The sequence below is a fragment of the Lentzea guizhouensis genome (assembly GCF_001701025.1).
GTDB lineage: Bacteria > Actinomycetota > Actinomycetes > Mycobacteriales > Pseudonocardiaceae > Lentzea > Lentzea guizhouensis.
Genome location: NZ_CP016793.1, coordinates 3,276,774 through 3,294,025 on the forward strand (window position 1 = coordinate 3,276,774; position 17,252 = coordinate 3,294,025).

General features: G+C 68.3%; 14 protein-coding genes and 1 tRNA gene. 11 read left to right on the forward strand and 4 right to left on the reverse strand.

Annotated elements, in window-relative coordinates; translation table 11 throughout:
• Positions 1–14: 14 nt before the first annotated feature.
• From BBK82_RS16360 to BBK82_RS16370, 3 genes are read left to right on the forward strand one after another with little or no spacing between them, the layout of a single operon-like run.
• Positions 15–1,589: a replication initiator gene (locus BBK82_RS16360; RefSeq protein WP_065921117.1), complete on the forward strand. Its 1,575-nt coding sequence runs from the start codon at positions 15–17 to the stop codon at positions 1,587–1,589.
• A 16-nt stretch (positions 1,590–1,605) separates the two neighbouring features.
• Complete coding sequence (locus tag BBK82_RS16365) at positions 1,606–1,800, forward strand: helix-turn-helix transcriptional regulator (RefSeq protein WP_065915790.1); 195 nt, start codon at positions 1,606–1,608, stop codon at positions 1,798–1,800.
• Positions 1,800–2,981: a tyrosine-type recombinase/integrase gene (locus tag BBK82_RS16370; protein ID WP_065915791.1), complete on the forward strand. Its 1,182-nt coding sequence runs from the start codon at positions 1,800–1,802 to the stop codon at positions 2,979–2,981. Before BBK82_RS16365 ends, BBK82_RS16370 begins: the two co-directional genes overlap by 1 nt.
• Positions 2,982–3,055: 74 nt before the next feature.
• On the opposite strand, the gene BBK82_RS16375 is transcribed toward BBK82_RS16370, so the two are convergent.
• A tRNA-Lys gene (locus BBK82_RS16375) sits at positions 3,056–3,131 on the reverse strand.
• 206 nt (positions 3,132–3,337) lie between these two features.
• On the opposite strand from BBK82_RS16375, the gene BBK82_RS16380 reads away from it, so the two are divergent.
• The 3 genes from BBK82_RS16380 to BBK82_RS16390 all read left to right on the forward strand — a co-directional run bounded on the left by BBK82_RS16380 (position 3,338) and on the right by BBK82_RS16390 (position 6,649).
• Positions 3,338–4,411: an aldo/keto reductase gene (locus BBK82_RS16380; RefSeq protein ID WP_065915792.1), complete on the forward strand. Its 1,074-nt coding sequence runs from the start codon at positions 3,338–3,340 to the stop codon at positions 4,409–4,411.
• 100 nt (positions 4,412–4,511) lie between these two features.
• Entirely contained in the window at positions 4,512–5,627 is a 1,116-nt protein-coding gene (locus tag BBK82_RS16385; protein ID WP_065915793.1) for a serine hydrolase domain-containing protein, read from the forward strand.
• Entirely contained in the window at positions 5,624–6,649 is a 1,026-nt protein-coding gene (locus BBK82_RS16390; protein ID WP_065915794.1) for a serine hydrolase domain-containing protein, read from the forward strand. The genes BBK82_RS16385 and BBK82_RS16390 overlap by 4 nt, the downstream gene beginning before the upstream one ends.
• On the opposite strand, the gene BBK82_RS16395 is transcribed toward BBK82_RS16390, so the two are convergent.
• Complete coding sequence (locus tag BBK82_RS16395; RefSeq protein ID WP_065915795.1) at positions 6,650–7,564, reverse strand: CobW family GTP-binding protein; 915 nt, start codon at positions 7,562–7,564, stop codon at positions 6,650–6,652.
• Between the two features lie 5 nt (positions 7,565–7,569).
• Complete coding sequence (locus tag BBK82_RS16400; RefSeq protein WP_218920626.1) at positions 7,570–8,394, reverse strand: LLM class F420-dependent oxidoreductase; 825 nt, start codon at positions 8,392–8,394, stop codon at positions 7,570–7,572.
• Positions 8,395–8,481: 87 nt separating this feature from the next.
• Here BBK82_RS16400 and BBK82_RS16405 point away from each other — a divergent pair, with 87 nt between their 5' ends.
• The 4 genes from BBK82_RS16405 to BBK82_RS16420 all read left to right on the forward strand — a co-directional run bounded on the left by BBK82_RS16405 (position 8,482) and on the right by BBK82_RS16420 (position 15,826).
• Complete coding sequence (locus BBK82_RS16405; RefSeq protein WP_237048219.1) at positions 8,482–9,012, forward strand: hypothetical protein; 531 nt, start codon at positions 8,482–8,484, stop codon at positions 9,010–9,012.
• Position 9,013: 1 nt separating this feature from the next.
• Positions 9,014–10,939: a flotillin family protein gene (locus tag BBK82_RS16410; protein ID WP_065915797.1), complete on the forward strand. Its 1,926-nt coding sequence runs from the start codon at positions 9,014–9,016 to the stop codon at positions 10,937–10,939.
• Positions 10,936–15,369: a DNA repair ATPase gene (locus BBK82_RS16415; RefSeq protein ID WP_083267989.1), complete on the forward strand. Its 4,434-nt coding sequence runs from the start codon at positions 10,936–10,938 to the stop codon at positions 15,367–15,369. The genes BBK82_RS16410 and BBK82_RS16415 overlap by 4 nt, the downstream gene beginning before the upstream one ends.
• Positions 15,370–15,649: 280 nt before the next feature.
• On the forward strand, positions 15,650–15,826 hold the full coding sequence (locus BBK82_RS16420; RefSeq protein ID WP_154697351.1) for a hypothetical protein: 177 nt from the start codon (positions 15,650–15,652) through the stop codon (positions 15,824–15,826).
• A 95-nt stretch (positions 15,827–15,921) separates the two neighbouring features.
• Here BBK82_RS16420 and BBK82_RS16425 read toward each other — a convergent pair whose 3' ends face one another.
• Positions 15,922–16,332, reverse strand: coding sequence for a PPOX class F420-dependent oxidoreductase (locus tag BBK82_RS16425; RefSeq protein ID WP_065915800.1), 411 nt, complete (start codon positions 16,330–16,332; stop codon positions 15,922–15,924).
• Positions 16,333–16,366: 34 nt separating this feature from the next.
• On the opposite strand from BBK82_RS16425, the gene BBK82_RS16430 reads away from it, so the two are divergent.
• Positions 16,367–17,182: an oxygenase MpaB family protein gene (locus BBK82_RS16430; protein WP_065921119.1), complete on the forward strand. Its 816-nt coding sequence runs from the start codon at positions 16,367–16,369 to the stop codon at positions 17,180–17,182.
• Positions 17,183–17,252 lie beyond the last annotated feature (70 nt).

Sequence of the window (17,252 nt, forward strand, 5' to 3'; positions counted from 1 at the left end):
CTCGCTCAGAGCGGATGAAGCAGCCGGCCGCGCTCGACATCGCTCGGGCCGTCGCTGAGGAGCACGGCGTCTGCGTCCGGCCGTTGGCCAAGGAACGGATCGACCTCGACACCGGACGTGTCGACATCGTGCCGGTGCCATGCGGTTCGACCGTGGCCAGCGTGTGTCCCACCTGCGCGGAGAAGAATCGGCGTCTGCGGATGGCGCAGTGTCGTGAGGGATGGCACCTGACCGAAGAGCCCGACTTCACGCCGAACGCCCCTAGCGACGATCAGCGGGAGCTGACCGCCTACCGGGCTGACCTCGTAAAAGCCTTCCGCCTAGCCCTCGATGAGGGTGATGAGGTCGGAGCCGAAGAGGTCCGGGAAGAGGTCGCAGAGGTCGATGCCGAACTTCGGCAACTCGGAGTCCGCGGTTCACTCCCCTCCCTGGAAGTGCCGCTCAAAGGTGTGAGGAAGCGGTCGACCAGGCGGCGACAGGACGCGCCCAACCTGCCTCGGCGGCCGGTCAGCAAGCGCACGGTCGGGAAGGTGTTCGGGGGCAAGTATCAGCCCTCGACGTTCCTCACACTGACGCTCGACACCTACGGAAAGGTCCGCAGCGACGGCACCCCCGTTGACCCGGCGACCTACAACTACCGCCGCGCCGCTCGGGACGCGGTGCACTTCGCCGCGCTGCTCGATCGGTTCGTCCAGAACCTGCGCAGGTGCGTCGGCTGGGAGGTCCAGTACTTCTCGACGGTCGAGCCACAGCGGCGGTTGGCTCCGCACTGGCACGCGGCAGTTCGGGGATCGATCTCGCGGGCAGAGCTGCGGGCGGTTGCTGAGGCCACGTATCACCAGGTCTGGTGGCCTGAGCATGACGAGATCAAGTACGGCGGCGACAACCTGCCGGTCTGGGATGTCCGGGCCAAGGGCTTCGTTGATCCGCAGACGCGGAAGGCCCTGCCTACCTGGGAAGACGCGCTCGACCAGGTGGTGCGGCCCGCACATGTCGCACGGTTCGGGGTGCAGGTGCACTCCAAGGGCATCCTCGGCGGGACTGAAGAAGCCGGCCGCCACATCGGCTACCTGACGAAGTACCTCACCAAGAGCATCAACGAGTGCTTCGAGGCCCAGACGGCCCGCCAGGAAGACCACGCCGAACGGCTCTGCGCTGAGCTCGCGGTCACGCCCTGCTCGCCGCAATGCCCGGTCTGGTTGCTCTACGGCGTCCAGCCTCGCGGGGCTCGGCTGTCCACGGTGCCGGGCAAGTGCAAGGGGAAAGCGCACAAGCGGACCACGCTTGGGGTGGCTGGTCGTCGGGTGCTCGTGTCGCGGAAGTGGTCCGGGAAGTCGCTCGCCGACCACAAGCACGACCGGAAGACATTCGTTCGGCAACTGCTCGCGGAGGTCGGGATCAAGCCCGAGGACCAGCCTCAACGGGTCGTCTGGAACAACGTCGAGCCCGGCGACCCGAACGTGCCGCCTCGAGCCCATCTGCTCTTGAGTGCCGTCGCTGAGCGGCGGAGGTGGAAGGCCGAATACACGGCCGCGCTGCTCGCATCTGCCGGACCTCCGGGGAGTTCGGCAACTCCGCACGCTGCTTGATCAAAGGGGGAACATCATGGAGACACACCAGTTCGAGCCACTGTGGACAGTCAGCGATGTTGCTGCCTACCTGAACGTTCCGGTCCACACGCTCTACGGCTGGAGGACCAAGAACTACGGCCCGCCTGCACGGCGCTTGGGGAAGCACCTGCGGTACCTGCCGTCCGAGGTGCGGAGCTGGTTCGAGCACCTGCTTGAGGAGGCGGCCTGATGGGACGTCCACCTCTGGACCTCGGCACGTACGGCGCGATTCGTTGCTACGAAACGGATTCCGGCTGGCGTGCCACCACGAAGTATCGCGACTACGACGGCAAGACGCGGCCGGTCGAGCGGTGGGGGAAGACCAAGAGTGCTGCGGAGCGGAGCCTCAAGAAGGCGCTCGCTGAGCGGAAGGGGCCGTCCGGCAGTTCGCTGACGCGCGAGAGCCGGTTCAAGGAGGCCTTGGACCAGTGGTTCACGAAGTTCCAGGCGCTCGCTGACGCTGGGAAGAGGTCTCCGAGCAGCGTCGACACCTACCGGAGCATCATGGATCGCCACGTGCTCCCTGGCCTCGGTGAGCTGCGGATTCATGAGATGACGGTGGCGCGGGTCGACGCGTTCCTTGGCGCGTTGTGGCGGTCGGTCAGCGTGGACACGGCAAAGACGGCCCGGTCGGTGATCTCGGGCGCCTTGCGGATCGCCGTCCGGGACAAGGCGCTGGACACCAACCCGGTCAGGGATGCGGAGCCGCTGGAGGCCGGCCGCAAGAAGAGTCCGCGGGCGCTCACGCTGGAGGAACGGGTCCGCTGGCTGGAGATGCTGGAGTCGGACCCCAGAGCTGTGAAGCGGGACCTGCCTGACCTGTCGCGCTTCATGATGGCCACGGGCGTTCGCATCGGTGAGGCGCTGGCCGTCTACTGGGAGGACGTCGACTTCGAGGCTGGCACGGTCGCCGTGAACTACACGGTCATCCGGGTCAAGGACATCGGCTTGATCCGGAAGTCGACCAAGACGGAGGCCGGTGAGCGAACGCTCCTGCTCCCACGATGGGCGCTCGACATGCTCCAAAGGAGGCGCAAGACCACCAGCTTCCCGAACGGGCCGATCTTCCCGGATGCCCTCGGCGGGCTCCGCGACCCGTCCAACACCCGGAAGGACCTCCGGAAGGCGCGCGGAGGGGACGAGTTCGCCTGGGTGACCTCGCACGTCTTCCGGAAGACGGCGGCGACCATCCTCGATGAGGCAGGGCTGTCCGCACGGCAGGTCGCGGACCAGCTCGGCCATGCTCGGCCGTCCATGACGCAGGACACCTACATGGGTCGGAAGCTGGTCGACCGGCGGGCCGCTGCCGCCCTGGAGAACGCGCTCGGAGCGCCAAAAGATGATCAAGCGGAAGACGACGAAGTTGAATGACCAGCGGTTTTGTGTGGGTTAAGTGTGGGGAGACCCGGACAAAGCGAAACCCCCAGGTCACTGACCTGGGGGTTTGGTGGGCCGCCAGGGACTCGAACCCTGAACCCGAAGATTAAAAGTCTCCTGCTCTGCCAATTGAGCTAGCAGCCCTCGCCGGGACAGCCTACCGATCGTCATCACGCCATGTCGCTCGGGTTACCCACCTCACGGTTGACGCACCCAACCCACCCAAACGACCCCCACAACAACAGCCGAGAGGATTGGGCAAGAGAGCAACCGAATCGTCGTACCGCGACGCACCCCCGACCAGCTTCCATTGGAGTACCCGAAGAACAGCCACTCCAAGGAGCCAAGACATGCCGCTCGACCACTACGTCACCCTCGGCCGGTCCGGCCTCCGCGTCAGCCCCTTCGCCCTCGGCGCGATGACCTTCGGTGAGGACGTCGGGGCGGCCGGGTGCAGTGTCGAGGAGTCAGAGAAGATCCTCGACACCTACCTCGCAAACGGTGGGAACTTCATCGACACGGCCAACTTCTACACCAACGGGCACTCCGAGAAGATCCTCGGCGACTACTTCCACAACACGAAGACGCGTGACCGGGTCGTGCTCGCCTCCAAGTTCTTCTTCAACATGCACCCCGGCGACCCGAACGGTGGTGGGGCCGGCCGGAGTGCGGTCAGGAAGCAGCTCGAGGAGACCCTGAGGCGGCTGCGGACCGACTACCTGGACCTCTACTGGATGCACAACTGGGACCGGAACACCCCCGTCGAGGAGACCATGCGGGTCTTGGACGATCTGGTGGGATCGGGCAAGGTGCGGTACATCGGGTTCTCCAACGCGCCTGCGTGGGTGACGGCGCAGGCGCAGACCATGGCCCTCCTCAACCGGTGGACGCCGTTGATCGCGTTGCAGGTCGAGTACTCGTTGCTGGCGCGGACGGTGGAGGGGGAGGTGGCGCCGATGGCCAGGGAGATGGACCTGGCGTTGGTGCCGTGGAGTCCGCTCAAGAACGGGTTCCTGTCGGGCAAGTACCGGCGGGACGTGCAGGTTGCCGACTCGGAGCGGGTGAAGTTCGTGGGGCAGCCGAGCCAAGAAGAGTTCAGGGTCATCGATGTCGTGGCTGAGATCGCTGAGGAAACGAGCACCACGTCGGCTGCGGTGGCGTTGGCGTGGCTCAGGCAGCGGGCCGGCACCGTGGTGCCGATCATCGGGGCGCGGAAGCTGGAGCACCTGGAGAGCAATCTTGAAGAGGTCGTGCTCGGGCCGGGGCACCTCGCCAGGCTCGACGAGGTGTCGAGGCCGGAGCTGAACTACCCGGCGCCGTTGCACGGGGAGCTCAGGGCCATGTTGCAGTTCGCGGGCACGACGGTGGACGGGGAGCCGTCCGGCATCTACCCGCCCCTGCTCCTGAGCGATGTCCGGTACTGAAGGTGGAGCCTGCTCCACCTGATCAACGGCAGCGTGCGTGACTGCACCACCAGCATCCGAACTGGAATCGTCTTCCTCATCCGAGCGAGGGGACACGACGATGAAGAAGACGCTGGTAGGAGTGTTGGCGGCGGCCATGTTGTGCAGTGGCACGGCGATGGCCGCGCCGGGTGCCGGGCAGGTGCAGAAGCAGCTCGACGGGCTCGCCAAGGAGTTTCCCGCGGCGCTTGCCACGACCACGGAGGCGAACGGCAGGACGACCGCCTACACCGCGGGGACGGCTGAGCTGAACAAGCGGGTGCCGGTGCCCAAGAACGGGCAGGTGCGGGCTGGGAGCAACACCAAGGCGTTCGTCGCGACGGTGGTCATGCAGCTCGTGGCGGAGGGCAAGGTCGAGCTGGACGCGCCGGTCACGAAGTACCTGCCGGGTGCGATCAAGGACGACCGGATCACGGTGCGGCAGCTGCTCAACCACACCAGCGGGCTCGCGAACTACACGAACTACCTGGGGCTGGAGAAGTTCGAGGAGCAGCAGCACCGGTACTTCGAGCCGCACGAGCTGCTGGCCGTCGGGAACCAGCACCCGGTGACGGGGCAGCCGGGTGAGAAGTTCAAGTACAGCAACACGAACTACGTGCTGCTCGGGTTGATCGTGCAGAAGGTGACCGGGCGGCCGATCGCGGAGAACGTCGACCAGCGGATCGTGCGGAAGCTGAACCTCAAGGACACCTACTGGCCTGGCCAGGGGGAGCAGGGCATCCGCGGCAAGCACCCGAAGGGCTACAACCTCATCAAGGGCGTGCCCACCGACGTCACCGAGCTCGACCCGTCGTGGGGCTGGGCCGCCGGGCAGATCATCTCGTCCACAAAGGACCTGAACTCGTTCTACCGGGCGCTGCTCAAGGGTGACCTGGTGCCCGCGAAGGAGCTCAAGGAGATGCAGAAGACGGTCAGCACCGTCGGGGAGATGTGGCCGGGCGCCGAGTACGGGCTGGGGATCGTCAGCTCGCCGTTGACCTGCGGTGGCAGGTACTGGGGTCACGGCGGTGACATCCACGGGTACGAGACGCGCGGTGGTGTCACGGAGAAGGGCCGGGCGTTCAGCGTGGCGGTGACGGCACTGCCCGGCACGTTCCAGGACACGCCGGAAGAGGCCGGCAAGGTGCACGAGACCATCCTGGCCACTGTGGACAGTGCATTGTGCGGTGCGAAGTGAACGTCATCGCCGCGGTAGCAGCTCTCAGTCTCATCACGCCCATCCCCCAGCAGCTCGACCAGATCGTCAAGGACGGCATGCCCGGTGTCGAGATGCACGTCAACGGCCGGGACCACGCCAAGGGCAACGCGCCGCTCAACGGGCGGGTGCGGGTCGGCAGCATCACCAAGTCGTTCGTGGCGGTGACCGTCCTGCAGCTGGTCGGCGAGGGCAAGGTCCAGCTCGACGGGCCGGTCAAGAACTACGTGCCGCGCATCGAGGACGAGCGCATCACGGTTCGGCAGGTCCTGCAGCACACCAGCGGTCTGCCGGAGTACGCGGTCGCCGTCGGGATCGCGAAGATCGAGGACGTCCGCAACCGCTACTTCGAGCCGTACGAGCTGCTGGAGGCGGGGCTCAACCAGCCCAAGACCGGTGAGCCCGGCGAGAAGTACAGCTACAGCAACACGAACTACGTCGTCGCCGGTCTGCTCGTGCAGAAGGTCACCGGTCGTCCGGTGGCCGAGGAGGTGCAGCGCCGGGTGCTCGACCGGGCGCACCTGCGGGACACCTACTGGCCGAGCCAGGGCGAGCGGACCATCCGCGGCCGGCACGCCCGCGGGTACGTGCTCTCCGACATGTTCGACCCGGGCTCGAAGGTGGTGGACGCCACGGAGCTCGACTCGTCGCAGGCCTGGGCGGCCGGCGCGCTCGTTTCCACGCCGCAGGACATCGCCCGGTTCTACCGCGAACTGCTCAACGGCGGCCTGCTGAAGAAGCCGCAGCTCGACGAGATGCGCAGGACCATCCCGATCGACGACAGGAACGCGGCCGGGCTCGGCCTGGAGAGCACCAAGCTCAGCTGCGGTGGCGAGTACTGGGGCCACGGCGGCACGATCCACGGGTTCTCGAGCTTCGGCGCCGCCACGGACAGCGGGCGCCACACGGCGATCACCGCGACCGCGCTGCTCGGCACCTACGGCGACCCGCAGAAGTCGCTCAAGCAGATGCTGGACGTCGTCGACACCGCGCTCTGCAAGTGATCAACGCGCGTACCGCAGCACCCACAACATCTCCTCCGAGCTGACCGGCTCCAGTGCGACACACGCCAGCAGCCAGTCCGTCAACGAGTCCGCGTCGAGGCCCGTCCCGATCAGCACCAGCTGCGTCGGGGCGGGCTCGACTGCTGTGAACGACACGTACGCGCCGACGGTGTGCAGCATGAACGTGCCGTGCTCGAAACGCACGAAACCCTTGGCGCGGAACAGGCCCGGCGGCCGGGCGGCGAGGAGGTCCATGAACAGCTTCGGGTGCATGGGTTCCTCGGACGTGAACGTCACGCTGTCGTACGCGGCGTGGGTGTGCGTCGAGTGGTCTTCCAGGTCGTCGAACGTCAGCTGGCGCGGCCCGAGGTCCGGCGGCCGCACCTCGAACAGCAGCGCCGGGTCGATCCGGCCGAACGACACGGCGAGCACCGGCGCCTCGGTCGACAACGAAGGCAACGACGAGACCCGGTCCGCCTTGTTCAGCACCACCAGATCGGCCATCGCCAGGTCGCGGTCCAGGTGCGGAACGGCGCCGAACTCCACCGCGTCGACCACGTAGATCAACCCGCCGTACGACACGCCCGGCGCCTGCAGGACCATCCTGACCAGCGCGGACGGCTCCGCGAGCCCGGACGCCTCGATCACGATCACATCCAGGTCCGACGTGGCCAGCTCGCCCAGCATCTCGCCCAGCTCGGAACCGTCGACCGCGCAGCACAGGCACCCGTTCGACAGCGTCACCATCGAGTCGACCTGCGCGGACACCGCGAACGCGTCGATGTTGATCGAACCGAAGTCGTTCACGACCACGCCGATCCGCGTGCCGCCGGACGTGCGCAGCAGGTGGTTGAGCAGGGTGGTCTTGCCGGAGCCGAGGAAACCGGCCAGGACGACTACGGGGATCACGGCCACCCAGGCTACGCAACCAGCGAGATCAGGTGCGGGAGCGCCTCGTCGAGCGGCATGTCGAGCGCACCTGGATAGACGATCAGCTGGTCGACGCCGAGGTCCTCGTACTGCCGGACCACCGACGGGTCCAGCGGGGCGGTGGCCACGACGTTGATCTCCAACGCGCCCAGCGCGTCGGCCCGCTCGGTCAACGCCGACAGCCGCCGCAACCGCTTCAGGTTCGCCGCGGTCTCCTCCGGCGTGCCGATGCCGATCCACGCGTTGCCACGGGTCAGCGCCCGCCGCAACGCCGCGTCGCTCGCGCCACCTACGGCGATCCTGGCGTTCGCCGGCCGCGGGTGCGCGTCGACCCCGCTGAACGACACGTACCTCCCGTCGAAGGCAGGAGCCGGGGAGTGCCACAACGCGCGCATGGCGTCGATGTACTCGTCCGAACGGCGGCCGCGGTCCGCGAACGGCACGCCCACCGCGGCGAACTCCTGGGGCAGGTAACCCGCGCCGACGCCGAGCGTGAACCGGCCACCGCTCAGCACGTCGAGCGTCGCCACCTGCTTCGCGAGCACCACCGGGTTGCGCTGCGGCAGGATCACGATCCCGGTCCCCAGCTCCAGCCGCGAGGTGGCCGCCGCCACGAACCCGAGGCTCACCAACGGGTCCAGCATCGGCGCGTCCGGTTCGGCCGGCGACGGGTCGACCCGCGGTGACGGCAGCACCACGTGCTCCACCGCCCACCACGACCGGAACCCCAGCCGTTCCACCAGGCCGGCCAGCCGCAGTGCCTCGGCGGGTGCGATCGAGCCGCCGGTGTTGAGCCCCTGAACCCCCATGTCCATGACCACGGCAACCATCGAGTGACGTCGATCATTCCCCGAAGTGCAACGGATTCGGGGTTTCGCGCATCAGAGTGGCGAGAGGGGGCGATGATGACCGAGTTCCTGGCCGCCGCCGTGGCGTTCCCGACCGTGCTCTTCAGCGTGCTGGTGCTCATCGTGCTGGCGTACTGGCTCACGGTCGCGCTGGTGGGCATGGACTTCGACGCCCCGGTGCTGCCCGTGTCGATCTCGCTGTTCGTCGTGATCACGTGGTTCGCCTCGCTGGTCGGAACGGTGCTCACGCCGGAGAACAAGCTCCGCTACGTCGTCCTCGCGGGCGCGTTGCTCGTCGGCGCGCTCGTCACGCGGATCGTGCTCATCCCCGTCAAGCGGTGGACGCGCCCGGAGAAACCCGCCTCTCGCAACGACTTCGTGGGCCGCGCGGCGATCGTGCGGACCGCTCGGGTCACCGAGCACTACGGCCAGGCCGAGGTCACCGCCGACGACGGTGGCACCGCCGTCGTGCAGGTGCGCGCGGCCCAGAGCACGGAGCTGACGGCGGGACAGACCGCGCTGATCTTCGACTACGACGCCGAGGGCGAGTTCTTCTGGGTCGTCGACATCACCACAGGGGGCTGACATGGGTGCCATTTCCACGGGGTTGCTGGTGCTGATCGGGGTGATCGCCGTCGTCCTGCTGATGGCGGTGATCACCATCAGCAGGCTGTTCAAGAAGTGCGAGCAGGGCAAGGCGCTCATCGTCTCCAAGATGCGCAAGGTCGACGTGACCTTCACCGGCACGGTCGTGCTCCCGGTGCTGCACAAGTGCGAGACGATGGACATCTCGGTCAAGACCATCGAGATCAAGCGGGCCGGCAACGAGGGCCTGATCTGCAAGGACAACATCCGCGCCGACATCAGGATCACGTTCTTCGTGCGGGTGAACAAGACCGTCGAGGACGTCATCAAGGTCGCGCAGGCGATCGGCACCGAGCGCGCGAGCCACGAGGCCACGTTGCAGGAGCTGTTCAACGCCAAGTTCTCCGAGGCGCTCAAGACCGTCGGCAAGCAGCTCGACTTCGTGGACCTCTACACGCACCGCGACGAGTTCCGCGACCGGATCATCCAGGTCATCGGCACCGACCTCAACGGCTACAGCCTCGAAGACGCCGCCATCGACTACCTGGAGCAGACGCCGCTCAAGCAGCTCGACCCGGCGAACATCCTGGACGCGCAGGGCATCCGCAAGATCACCGAGCTGACCGCGATCGAGCACGTCAAGACCAACGAGTTCACCCGCAACGAGGAGAAGGAGATCACGCGCCAGAACGTCAGCGCGCGTGAGGCGATCCTGGAGCTCGAACGCCGGCAGGCCGACGCGGAGATCAAGCAGAGGCGCGAGATCGAGACCGCCCGCGCGCAGCAGGAGGCCGAGACCCAGAAGGTGCAGGCCGAGGAACGGCTCAAGGCCAACACCGCGTTCATCCGCACCGAGGAGCAGCTCGGCATCCAGACCGAGAACAAGGCCCGCGAGATCGCCGTGGCGGAGAAGAACCGCGAGCGCGTGATCGCCGTCGAGACCGAGCGGATCGAGAAGGACCGCCTGCTGGAGGTCATCGCGCGCGAACGGGAGACCGCGCTGCGCATGATCGAGAAGGACAAGGAGCTCGAGCACGAACGGCGCGCCATCGCCGACCTGGTGCGCGAGCGGGTCGCGGTCGAGAAGACCGTGGCCGAGCAGGAGGAGAACATCAAGCGGTTGCGCGCGGTCGAGGAGGCCGAGCGCGAGCGGCAGCAGATCATCATCCGCGCCGAGGCCGAGGCGCAGGAGTCGCTGGTCAAGGACATCAAGGCTGCGGAAGCCGCCGAGCAGGCCGCGCAGCACCAGGCCCGCCAGGAAGTGTTGCTGGCGGAAGCGCGCAAGCAGTCCGCCGAACTGGACGCCACCGCCAAGATCCGGCTCGCCGAGGGCGTCCAGGCCGAGGCCGCCGCCAAGGGGCTGGCGGACGTGCAGGTCAAGGAACGAGACGCCGTCGCCGTGGAGGCGCTGGGCCGTGCCGAGGCCGTGGTCGACCGGGAGAAGGCGCTCGCCGACGCCGAGGGCATCAAGGAACGCCTCAAGGGCGAGGCGGAGGGCCTGTCGCACAAGGCGGAGGCCATGGCCGCGCTGGACACCGCGACCCGCGAGCACGAGGAGTACCGCCTGCGGCTGGAGGCCGAGAAGGAGATCCGGCTCAAGGGCATCGACGTGCAGCGCCAGGTCGCGGAGGCCCAGGCGATGGTCCTGGCCGCGGGCCTGGAGAAGGCCGACATCGACATCATCGGCGGCGACACGGTGTTCTTCGACAAGATCGCGAACGCCATCACCGCGGGCAAGCAGGTCGACGGGTTCGTCGGCAACTCCGACGTGGTGCAGGCGCTGGGCCAGAAGTGGTTCGACGGCACCGGGAACTTCCCGGAGGACCTGACCAAGGTGCTCAGCTCGTTCACCACCGGTGACGCGCAGAACATCGCCGCCGCGATCGCGCTGACCCAGATGGCCAAGAACAACGGCCAGCCCGCATGACGGTGTCCCACTCCCCTGGTCTGGACGCCGGTACCTACGAGGTGTTGCGGGCCCGGCTGGCCGAGCAGGCCGCCGGGCTCGCCCGGAGCACCGAGGCGCTGAACGACCGGCGCGTCGAGACGTTCGGCAGCCAGGCGCTCGAGCTCGTCGCCACCGAGCGCATCCGCACCGAGAACAACTGCGTGCCGCGCGACATCGTGCCGCTGGGCGAGCAGATGTTGTTCGGCTACAACGTGTTCCTCGGCCTCAAGCCGGAGACGGCGGTCGCCGACGTCTTCGCCGTGCACGGCAAGGACTTCGGCCCGGCCGACGCGAGCTTCCTGGACGACCCCAGGTTCCGCAACGACTTCGCCGAGCTCTACCGGTACTACCGCGACACCCGGCTGCTGCAGCTGCGGGTCGTCGAGTCGCGGCTGCTCGCGGTGTTCCAGACCGGCGCGCGGATCGAGGACATCCGCGTGCTGCGCTGGGACGTCGCCGTCGACGGCACCCCGACCTACCTGGACAACCGCGGCGAACGCGACCACGTCTTCCCGCCGTCGCACGACTTCACGTGGGTCGAGACGACCCGCGAGCAGCACGTGCTCGGCCGGCACCCGCACATCGCCATCGACGGCGAGGTGTTCGTCGAGACCGTCGGCGGCACGCTGACCATCAAGGTCGAGAACAACACCGAGACCGGCGAGGGCATCTACGAAGAACCGGTCGACGAGCCGCTGCAGAGCCTGGCCGACGCGGACGTGCACCACGCGCGCGTCGGACCGTTGATCCTGCTCAGGATCCTGCCGTACAAGGAAACCGAGTGGCGGCACCTGGTCTTCAACACGCGCACCAAGGCCGTGGCCAGACTCGACGGCATCGGTCAGGCCTGCCAGCGGCTGCCGGAGGACCAGGGGATCATCTTCCCCGGCGGCTACTACCTCGTCACCGGCGACGACAAGACGTTCGACGTCGACACCGAGGACCTGGAGTTCGAACGGGTCGTCCGGTCGGCCAACGGCGAGGACGTGCTCTACGTCTTCCACGCCCGCCGCGAGGGCCGCAGCCTGTTGCTGCCCTACAACGTGATCCGCAAGGAGGTCGCCACCCCGCTCGTGTGCCACGGCTACTCGCTCTTCGCCGACGGCACGCTGGTGATCTTCCGCGAGACGAGCACCGAACCCGTGCGCGTGCACCCGATGCAGGTCTGGCGCACGCCGTTCGTGGCCGACGAGGTGCTGCCGGAGGAGTCCGGCCCGCTCGCCCGCATCGGCAACGCCGAGCTGGTCCGCGGCATCTCCGACTGCCTGAGCGTGACCCGCATGGCCGCCGGGATGACGCCGACCGCGCCGGTGTTCGAAGGCCTGATCGCGCTGTGCACCAGGGTGCTCGACAGCGTCCACTGGCTCGCCGAACTGGGGCTGCGCGACGACGTCCTGGCCGTGCGCGCCACCGCCGAGCAGGTGCTGGACGAGTTCGAGTCGGTCCGCGCGCTCACCGAACACGCCGCCGAGCAGCTGACCGAGGCGGGCGAGAAGCTCGCGTCGCTGGTCCGGCTGTCCCGCTCGGCCGCGCCGCGCTCGGCCGACGAGTGGGTCCGGCTGCTGGCCGACCTGCGGTCCGCCCAGGGCCGGCTGATCACGTTGAAGGACCTGAAGTACGTCGATCTCGCCGATCTCGAACGCCGGGAGGGCGCACTCGTCGAGACGCTGGCCGACTCGGCTCGCAGAGCCGTCGCGTTCCTCAGCGGTGAGAGCGCGTTCGCCCAGTACCACGAGGAGATCGACCGGATCGCGGCCACGGAGCTCGTGACCGCGGCCGAGGCCAAGCCCCTGCGCGACCGCCTGGCGCAGCAACAGGCCGGGCTGGAGGTGCTGACCGAGGTCGTCAGCACGCTCGACGCCGCCGACACCACGACCCGCACGCAGATCCTGGCCGGCATCGGCGAGGTGCTGGCCGCGGTGAACCGCGCACGCGCCACTGTGGACGGTCGCAGGAAGGCGCTGGCCGCCGCCGAGGGCCGGGCCGAGTTCGCCGCGGAGTTCGCCCTGCTCGGCCAGGCCGTCACCGGCGCGCTCGCGGTCGCCGCGACCCCGCAGAGCTGCGACGACCAGCTCGGCCGGCTGCTGCTGCAGCTGGAGAACCTGGAGTCGCGGTTCGCCGACTTCGACGACTTCCTGGCCCAGATCGGGGCCAAGCGCACGGACGTCTACGAGGCGTTCTCCGCGCGCAAGCAGACGTTGCTGGACGAACGCGCGCGCAAGGCCGACCGCCTCGTCCAGTCCGCCGAACGCGTGCTCGGCACGATCCGCCGCCGCGTCGGGAAGCTGACGTCGATCGACGAGATCAACACCTACTTCGCCGGCGACCCGATGGTCACCAAGGTCCGGTCCGTCGCCGCCGCGCTGCGCGAGCTCGGTGACGTCAGGGCCGACGAGCTCGACGCGGATCTGCGCGACGCCAGGCAAGAGGGAGGCCGGGCGCTGCGGGATCGGGCCGATCTGCACGACGGCGCGTCGATCGTGCTCGGTCGTCACCGCTTCCCGGTGACGACCGAGCCGATGAACCTCACCCTCGTGCCGCGTGACGGCCGAATGTTCTTCGCGATCACCGGGACCGACTACCGCGGCGAGGTCACCGACCCGGCGTTCGCGGCCACCAGGCCGTTCTGGGATCAGCTGCTGGTCTCCGAGACGCCGGAGGTCTACCGCTCCGAGCACCTGGCCGCGTGCCTGCTCGCCGAGGGCCGCACCGACGTGTCCACGGCCGCTGCAGAACGCTACGACGAGGGCTACGAGAAGGGCGTGCACGACCACGACGCCGAACGGATCCTCGCTGTCCTGCACCGACTCCACGCCGGTGCCGGGCTGCTCAGGTACCCGCCGTCCGCACGGGCGGAGGCGCAGATCCACTGGGCCGGTCTCGGCACCGAACAGCAGCAGGTGTGGGCGCGCAAGGCCGAGTCGCTGGCCCGCGCGCGCACGATCTTCGGTGGCACGCACGGGATCCCGGAGCTGACCGCGCAGTTCGGCCTCACCCCGCTCGCCGCCGAGTACCTCTTCGAGGAGCTCGCCTGTGAGCCGGAGGGGTTCGTCACCAGCAAGGCCGCCAGGGCCGTGATCGACCGCTTCCGCGCCGTGGTGACCGAGGACCTGCGCGACCGCGACCTGATCGAGGCGTGGCTGCGGGCGTTCCTCGGCGACGAGGACTGCCCCGAGTTCCCCGAGGTCGTGGCCGTGCTGCTCACCGACCTGCCGCGGTACGACTCCAGCGCCGCGCTGACCGAGACCGTCACCGGCCTGCTCGGCTCGCACCCGCGGGTGGCGGACCAGGCCATGGAGCTGCGTCTGGACGAGGCGCTGACCAGGTTGCGCGCGTTCAGCACCGAGCACGTGCCCGCGTTCCGCGCCTACCAGCGGCGGCGCGACGAGCTGCTCGCCCGGGAACGTCACCGGCTCAAGCTCGACGAGTACCGGCCCGCGGTGCTGAACACGTTCGTGCGCAACAGGTTGCTGAACGAGGTCTACCTGCCGCTGATCGGCGACAACCTCGCCAAGCAGCTGAACGACGGCACCGGCCTGCTGATGCTGATCTCCCCGCCCGGCTACGGCAAGACCACGCTCATCGAGTACGTCGCCAACCGCCTCGGCATGGTGTTCGTCAAGGTCAACGGCCCGGCGCTGGGCAGCGGCGTCACCTCCCTCGACCCGCGGGAGGCTCCGAATGCCACGGCCCGCCAGGAGGTCGAGCGGATCAACTTCGCCTTCGCCCTCGGCTCCGGCGTTCTGCTGCACCTCGACGACATCCAGCACACCTCACCGGAGCTGCTGCAGAAGTTCATCTCGCTGTGCGACGCCCAGCGCCGCGTGGACGGCGTGTGGGACGGCGAGGCACGCACGTTCGACCTGCGCGGCAAGCGGTTCGCCGTCTCGATGGCCGGCAACCCGTACACCGAGACGGGTCGCGCCTTCCGGGTCCCCGACATGCTCGCGAACCGGGCGGACGTGTGGAACCTCGGCGACGTGCTGCACGGTCGCGAGTCCCTCTTCGCGTTGAGCTACCTGGAGAACGCGTCCTCGTCGAACCCGACGCTCGCGGGCGTGGACGTGGAACCGCTGGTGCGCCTCGCCTCCGGTCAGGACGTCAAGACCGGCCACGACACCGTGCAGCTCGACCGGATGCTGTCCGTGCTGCGCAAGATGCAGCGCGTCCAGGAGGTCGTGCTCAAGGTCAACCAGGCGTACATCGCCTCGGCGGCCGGCGCGGGCGACGAGCCGTTCCTGCTCCAGGGCAGCTACCGCAACATGAACAGGATGGCCGCGCGGATCGTGCCCGCGATGAACGACGCCGAGGTGGAGGCGTTGATCGACGACCACTACCTGGGCGAGGCGCAGCTGCTCGGCTCACGTGCCGAGTCGAACCTGCGCCGGCTGCGTGAGCTCAAGGGCTAGCGGCACTTCACGTCGTTGCGCTTGCGCCCGTCAGGTCCGCGGATCTCGATCGGGTGCAGGTGGTTGTCCTCGAGGAACTTGCACAGTTCCTTCGGCTGCATCGGCCACGGCAGGCAGCGCTCGAAGTCCTTCTCGATGAGCTTGTCGAAGTACTTCGAGTCGCAGCGCAGCAGGTCGAGGAGCCCGCGCGGCCGTGAGGGCGGCGGCGAGGGCTTCGTCGTGCTGGACGGGCCCGGCCTGGGCAGCGAGGTCGCGGCGGGGGGGCGGCGGCGGGGTGGAGGTGTCGAACACCACAGGGCCGACCGCGGACACGGTCGTGGTGGCGGACGCCGTCACGGTCTCGGCGGGCAGAGGTGGCGGCGCGACCAGGCGGATGTCCACCGGCCGTTCCGGAGGCGTCGCCAGCAGGGCCGTGACCAGGGCGGCGCCCAGCATCGCCACTGCGGCGGTGAAGTAGCCGCGGCGTCTGCCACCACTCATCGCACTCCCCAGGTCCGGACGACGTGTCCGCTGCCGTCCCCGTGGAATCGTTGCGCCCGCTAACGGTGTTACTCAGCCGGTCTTGTCCGGTCCGGCGCCGGTCAACGCGATGCGCAGGACGACCCGCTGTTCCCGTTCCATCGCGGCGCGGTAGTCGTCCCAGTCGTCGTGCTCGCCGGAGATCGTCCGGTAGTACTCCACCAACAGGTCCATCGCGTCGGGCAACGGCACCACGGTCGCCGTCCCCTCGACCTGGATCCACCGCCCGAAGAAGCTGTCCGGCAGCACGCACAGCCACACGCGCGGATCCCGTTGCACCTGCTTGGTCTTGTACGCGGTCGCGCGCGTCGAGACGAGCACGTCGCCGTTGTCGTCCAGCGCGACGAGCACCGGCGACATCGCGGGCGTCCCGTCCGACTTCATCGCGGTGAACACCGCGCGGTGCTGGCTGCGGAGCACTTCCCGTGCCTGGTCGAGGTCCATGGCTTTCATCCTGGCCAGGCGCGACGATGCTCGCATGCTCGATGCGAACACGGTCAGCTGGCAGCTGCACGCGGACCCGGCGATGTGGATCGCCGGGATCGCGAGTCTCTACCTGCAGGCGCTGCACCCGAAGGCGGTCGCGGGTGTCGTGCAGAACTCGAACTTCCAGGCCGACCCGCTCGGCCGGCTCAAGCGCACGGCGGACTTCGTCGGGCTCGGCGTGTACGGGACGGAGGAGGAGATCAGGACCGCGGCGGCACGGGTCCGCGCGACCCACCGCAGCCTGCGCGCCACTGACCAAGAGGGCAGAACGTTCCGAGTGGACGAACCGGAACTGCTGCTGTGGGTGCACTGTTCGGAGGTGCACTGCTTCGAGAGGGTGCTCGGCCTCGCCGGCTACGGGCTCACGGACCGGCAGAAGGACCGGTACTACGCGGAACAGCGGTTCGCCGCCACGCTGGTCGGCCTGCACGCCGACGACGTGCCCGGATCACGCCGGGAGATGGCCGAGTACTTCGACTCGATGAGGCCTTCGTTGCGCCGCACCGCGGACTCCGAGGTGATCTACGAGTTCCTCCACGGCCCGCCTGTCAAGGGGTGGCTTCGTCACGGCCTGCCCCTCTACCGCGTGCTGATCGGTCATCTGGCGTACTCCGTGCTCCCCGAATGGGCTCTGGAACTGCATGGTCATGAGCCGTACGCCAACGCGGAACGGTGGCTGCGAATGCTGCGCCGAACAGCGCTTTTGGTGCCCGGCAAGATCCGCAGGATGGGTCCGCCGGGACACCTGCGCCGCGCCGTGGAACGTGAGGGGCGTCATGTGACGCCGAGCAGAGCACGGCTGCCGTAGTTGTCACACATCACAGTTGATAATCGCCGCAGGTACGTAGCATTGCTCACGACTCCACACCACCCCCGGA

Bases quoted from the DNA above. Each gene is read 5' to 3' on its own strand.
- BBK82_RS16360 (WP_065921117.1), top strand. From the start codon at position 15: ATGAAGCAGCCGGCCGCGCTCGACATCGCTCGGGCCGTCGCTGAGGAG.
- BBK82_RS16365 (WP_065915790.1), top strand. From the start codon at position 1,606: ATGGAGACACACCAGTTCGAGCCACTGTGGACAGTCAGCGATGTTGCT.
- BBK82_RS16370 (WP_065915791.1), top strand. From the start codon at position 1,800: ATGGGACGTCCACCTCTGGACCTCGGCACGTACGGCGCGATTCGTTGC.
- BBK82_RS16380 (WP_065915792.1), top strand. From the start codon at position 3,338: ATGCCGCTCGACCACTACGTCACCCTCGGCCGGTCCGGCCTCCGCGTC.
- BBK82_RS16385 (WP_065915793.1), top strand. From the start codon at position 4,512: ATGAAGAAGACGCTGGTAGGAGTGTTGGCGGCGGCCATGTTGTGCAGT.
- BBK82_RS16400 (WP_218920626.1), bottom strand. From the start codon at position 8,394: ATGGACATGGGGGTTCAGGGGCTCAACACCGGCGGCTCGATCGCACCC.
- BBK82_RS16405 (WP_237048219.1), top strand. From the start codon at position 8,482: ATGATGACCGAGTTCCTGGCCGCCGCCGTGGCGTTCCCGACCGTGCTC.
- BBK82_RS16410 (WP_065915797.1), top strand. From the start codon at position 9,014: ATGGGTGCCATTTCCACGGGGTTGCTGGTGCTGATCGGGGTGATCGCC.
- BBK82_RS16415 (WP_083267989.1), top strand. From the start codon at position 10,936: ATGACGGTGTCCCACTCCCCTGGTCTGGACGCCGGTACCTACGAGGTG.
- BBK82_RS16425 (WP_065915800.1), bottom strand. From the start codon at position 16,332: ATGGACCTCGACCAGGCACGGGAAGTGCTCCGCAGCCAGCACCGCGCG.
- BBK82_RS16430 (WP_065921119.1), top strand. From the start codon at position 16,367: ATGCTCGATGCGAACACGGTCAGCTGGCAGCTGCACGCGGACCCGGCG.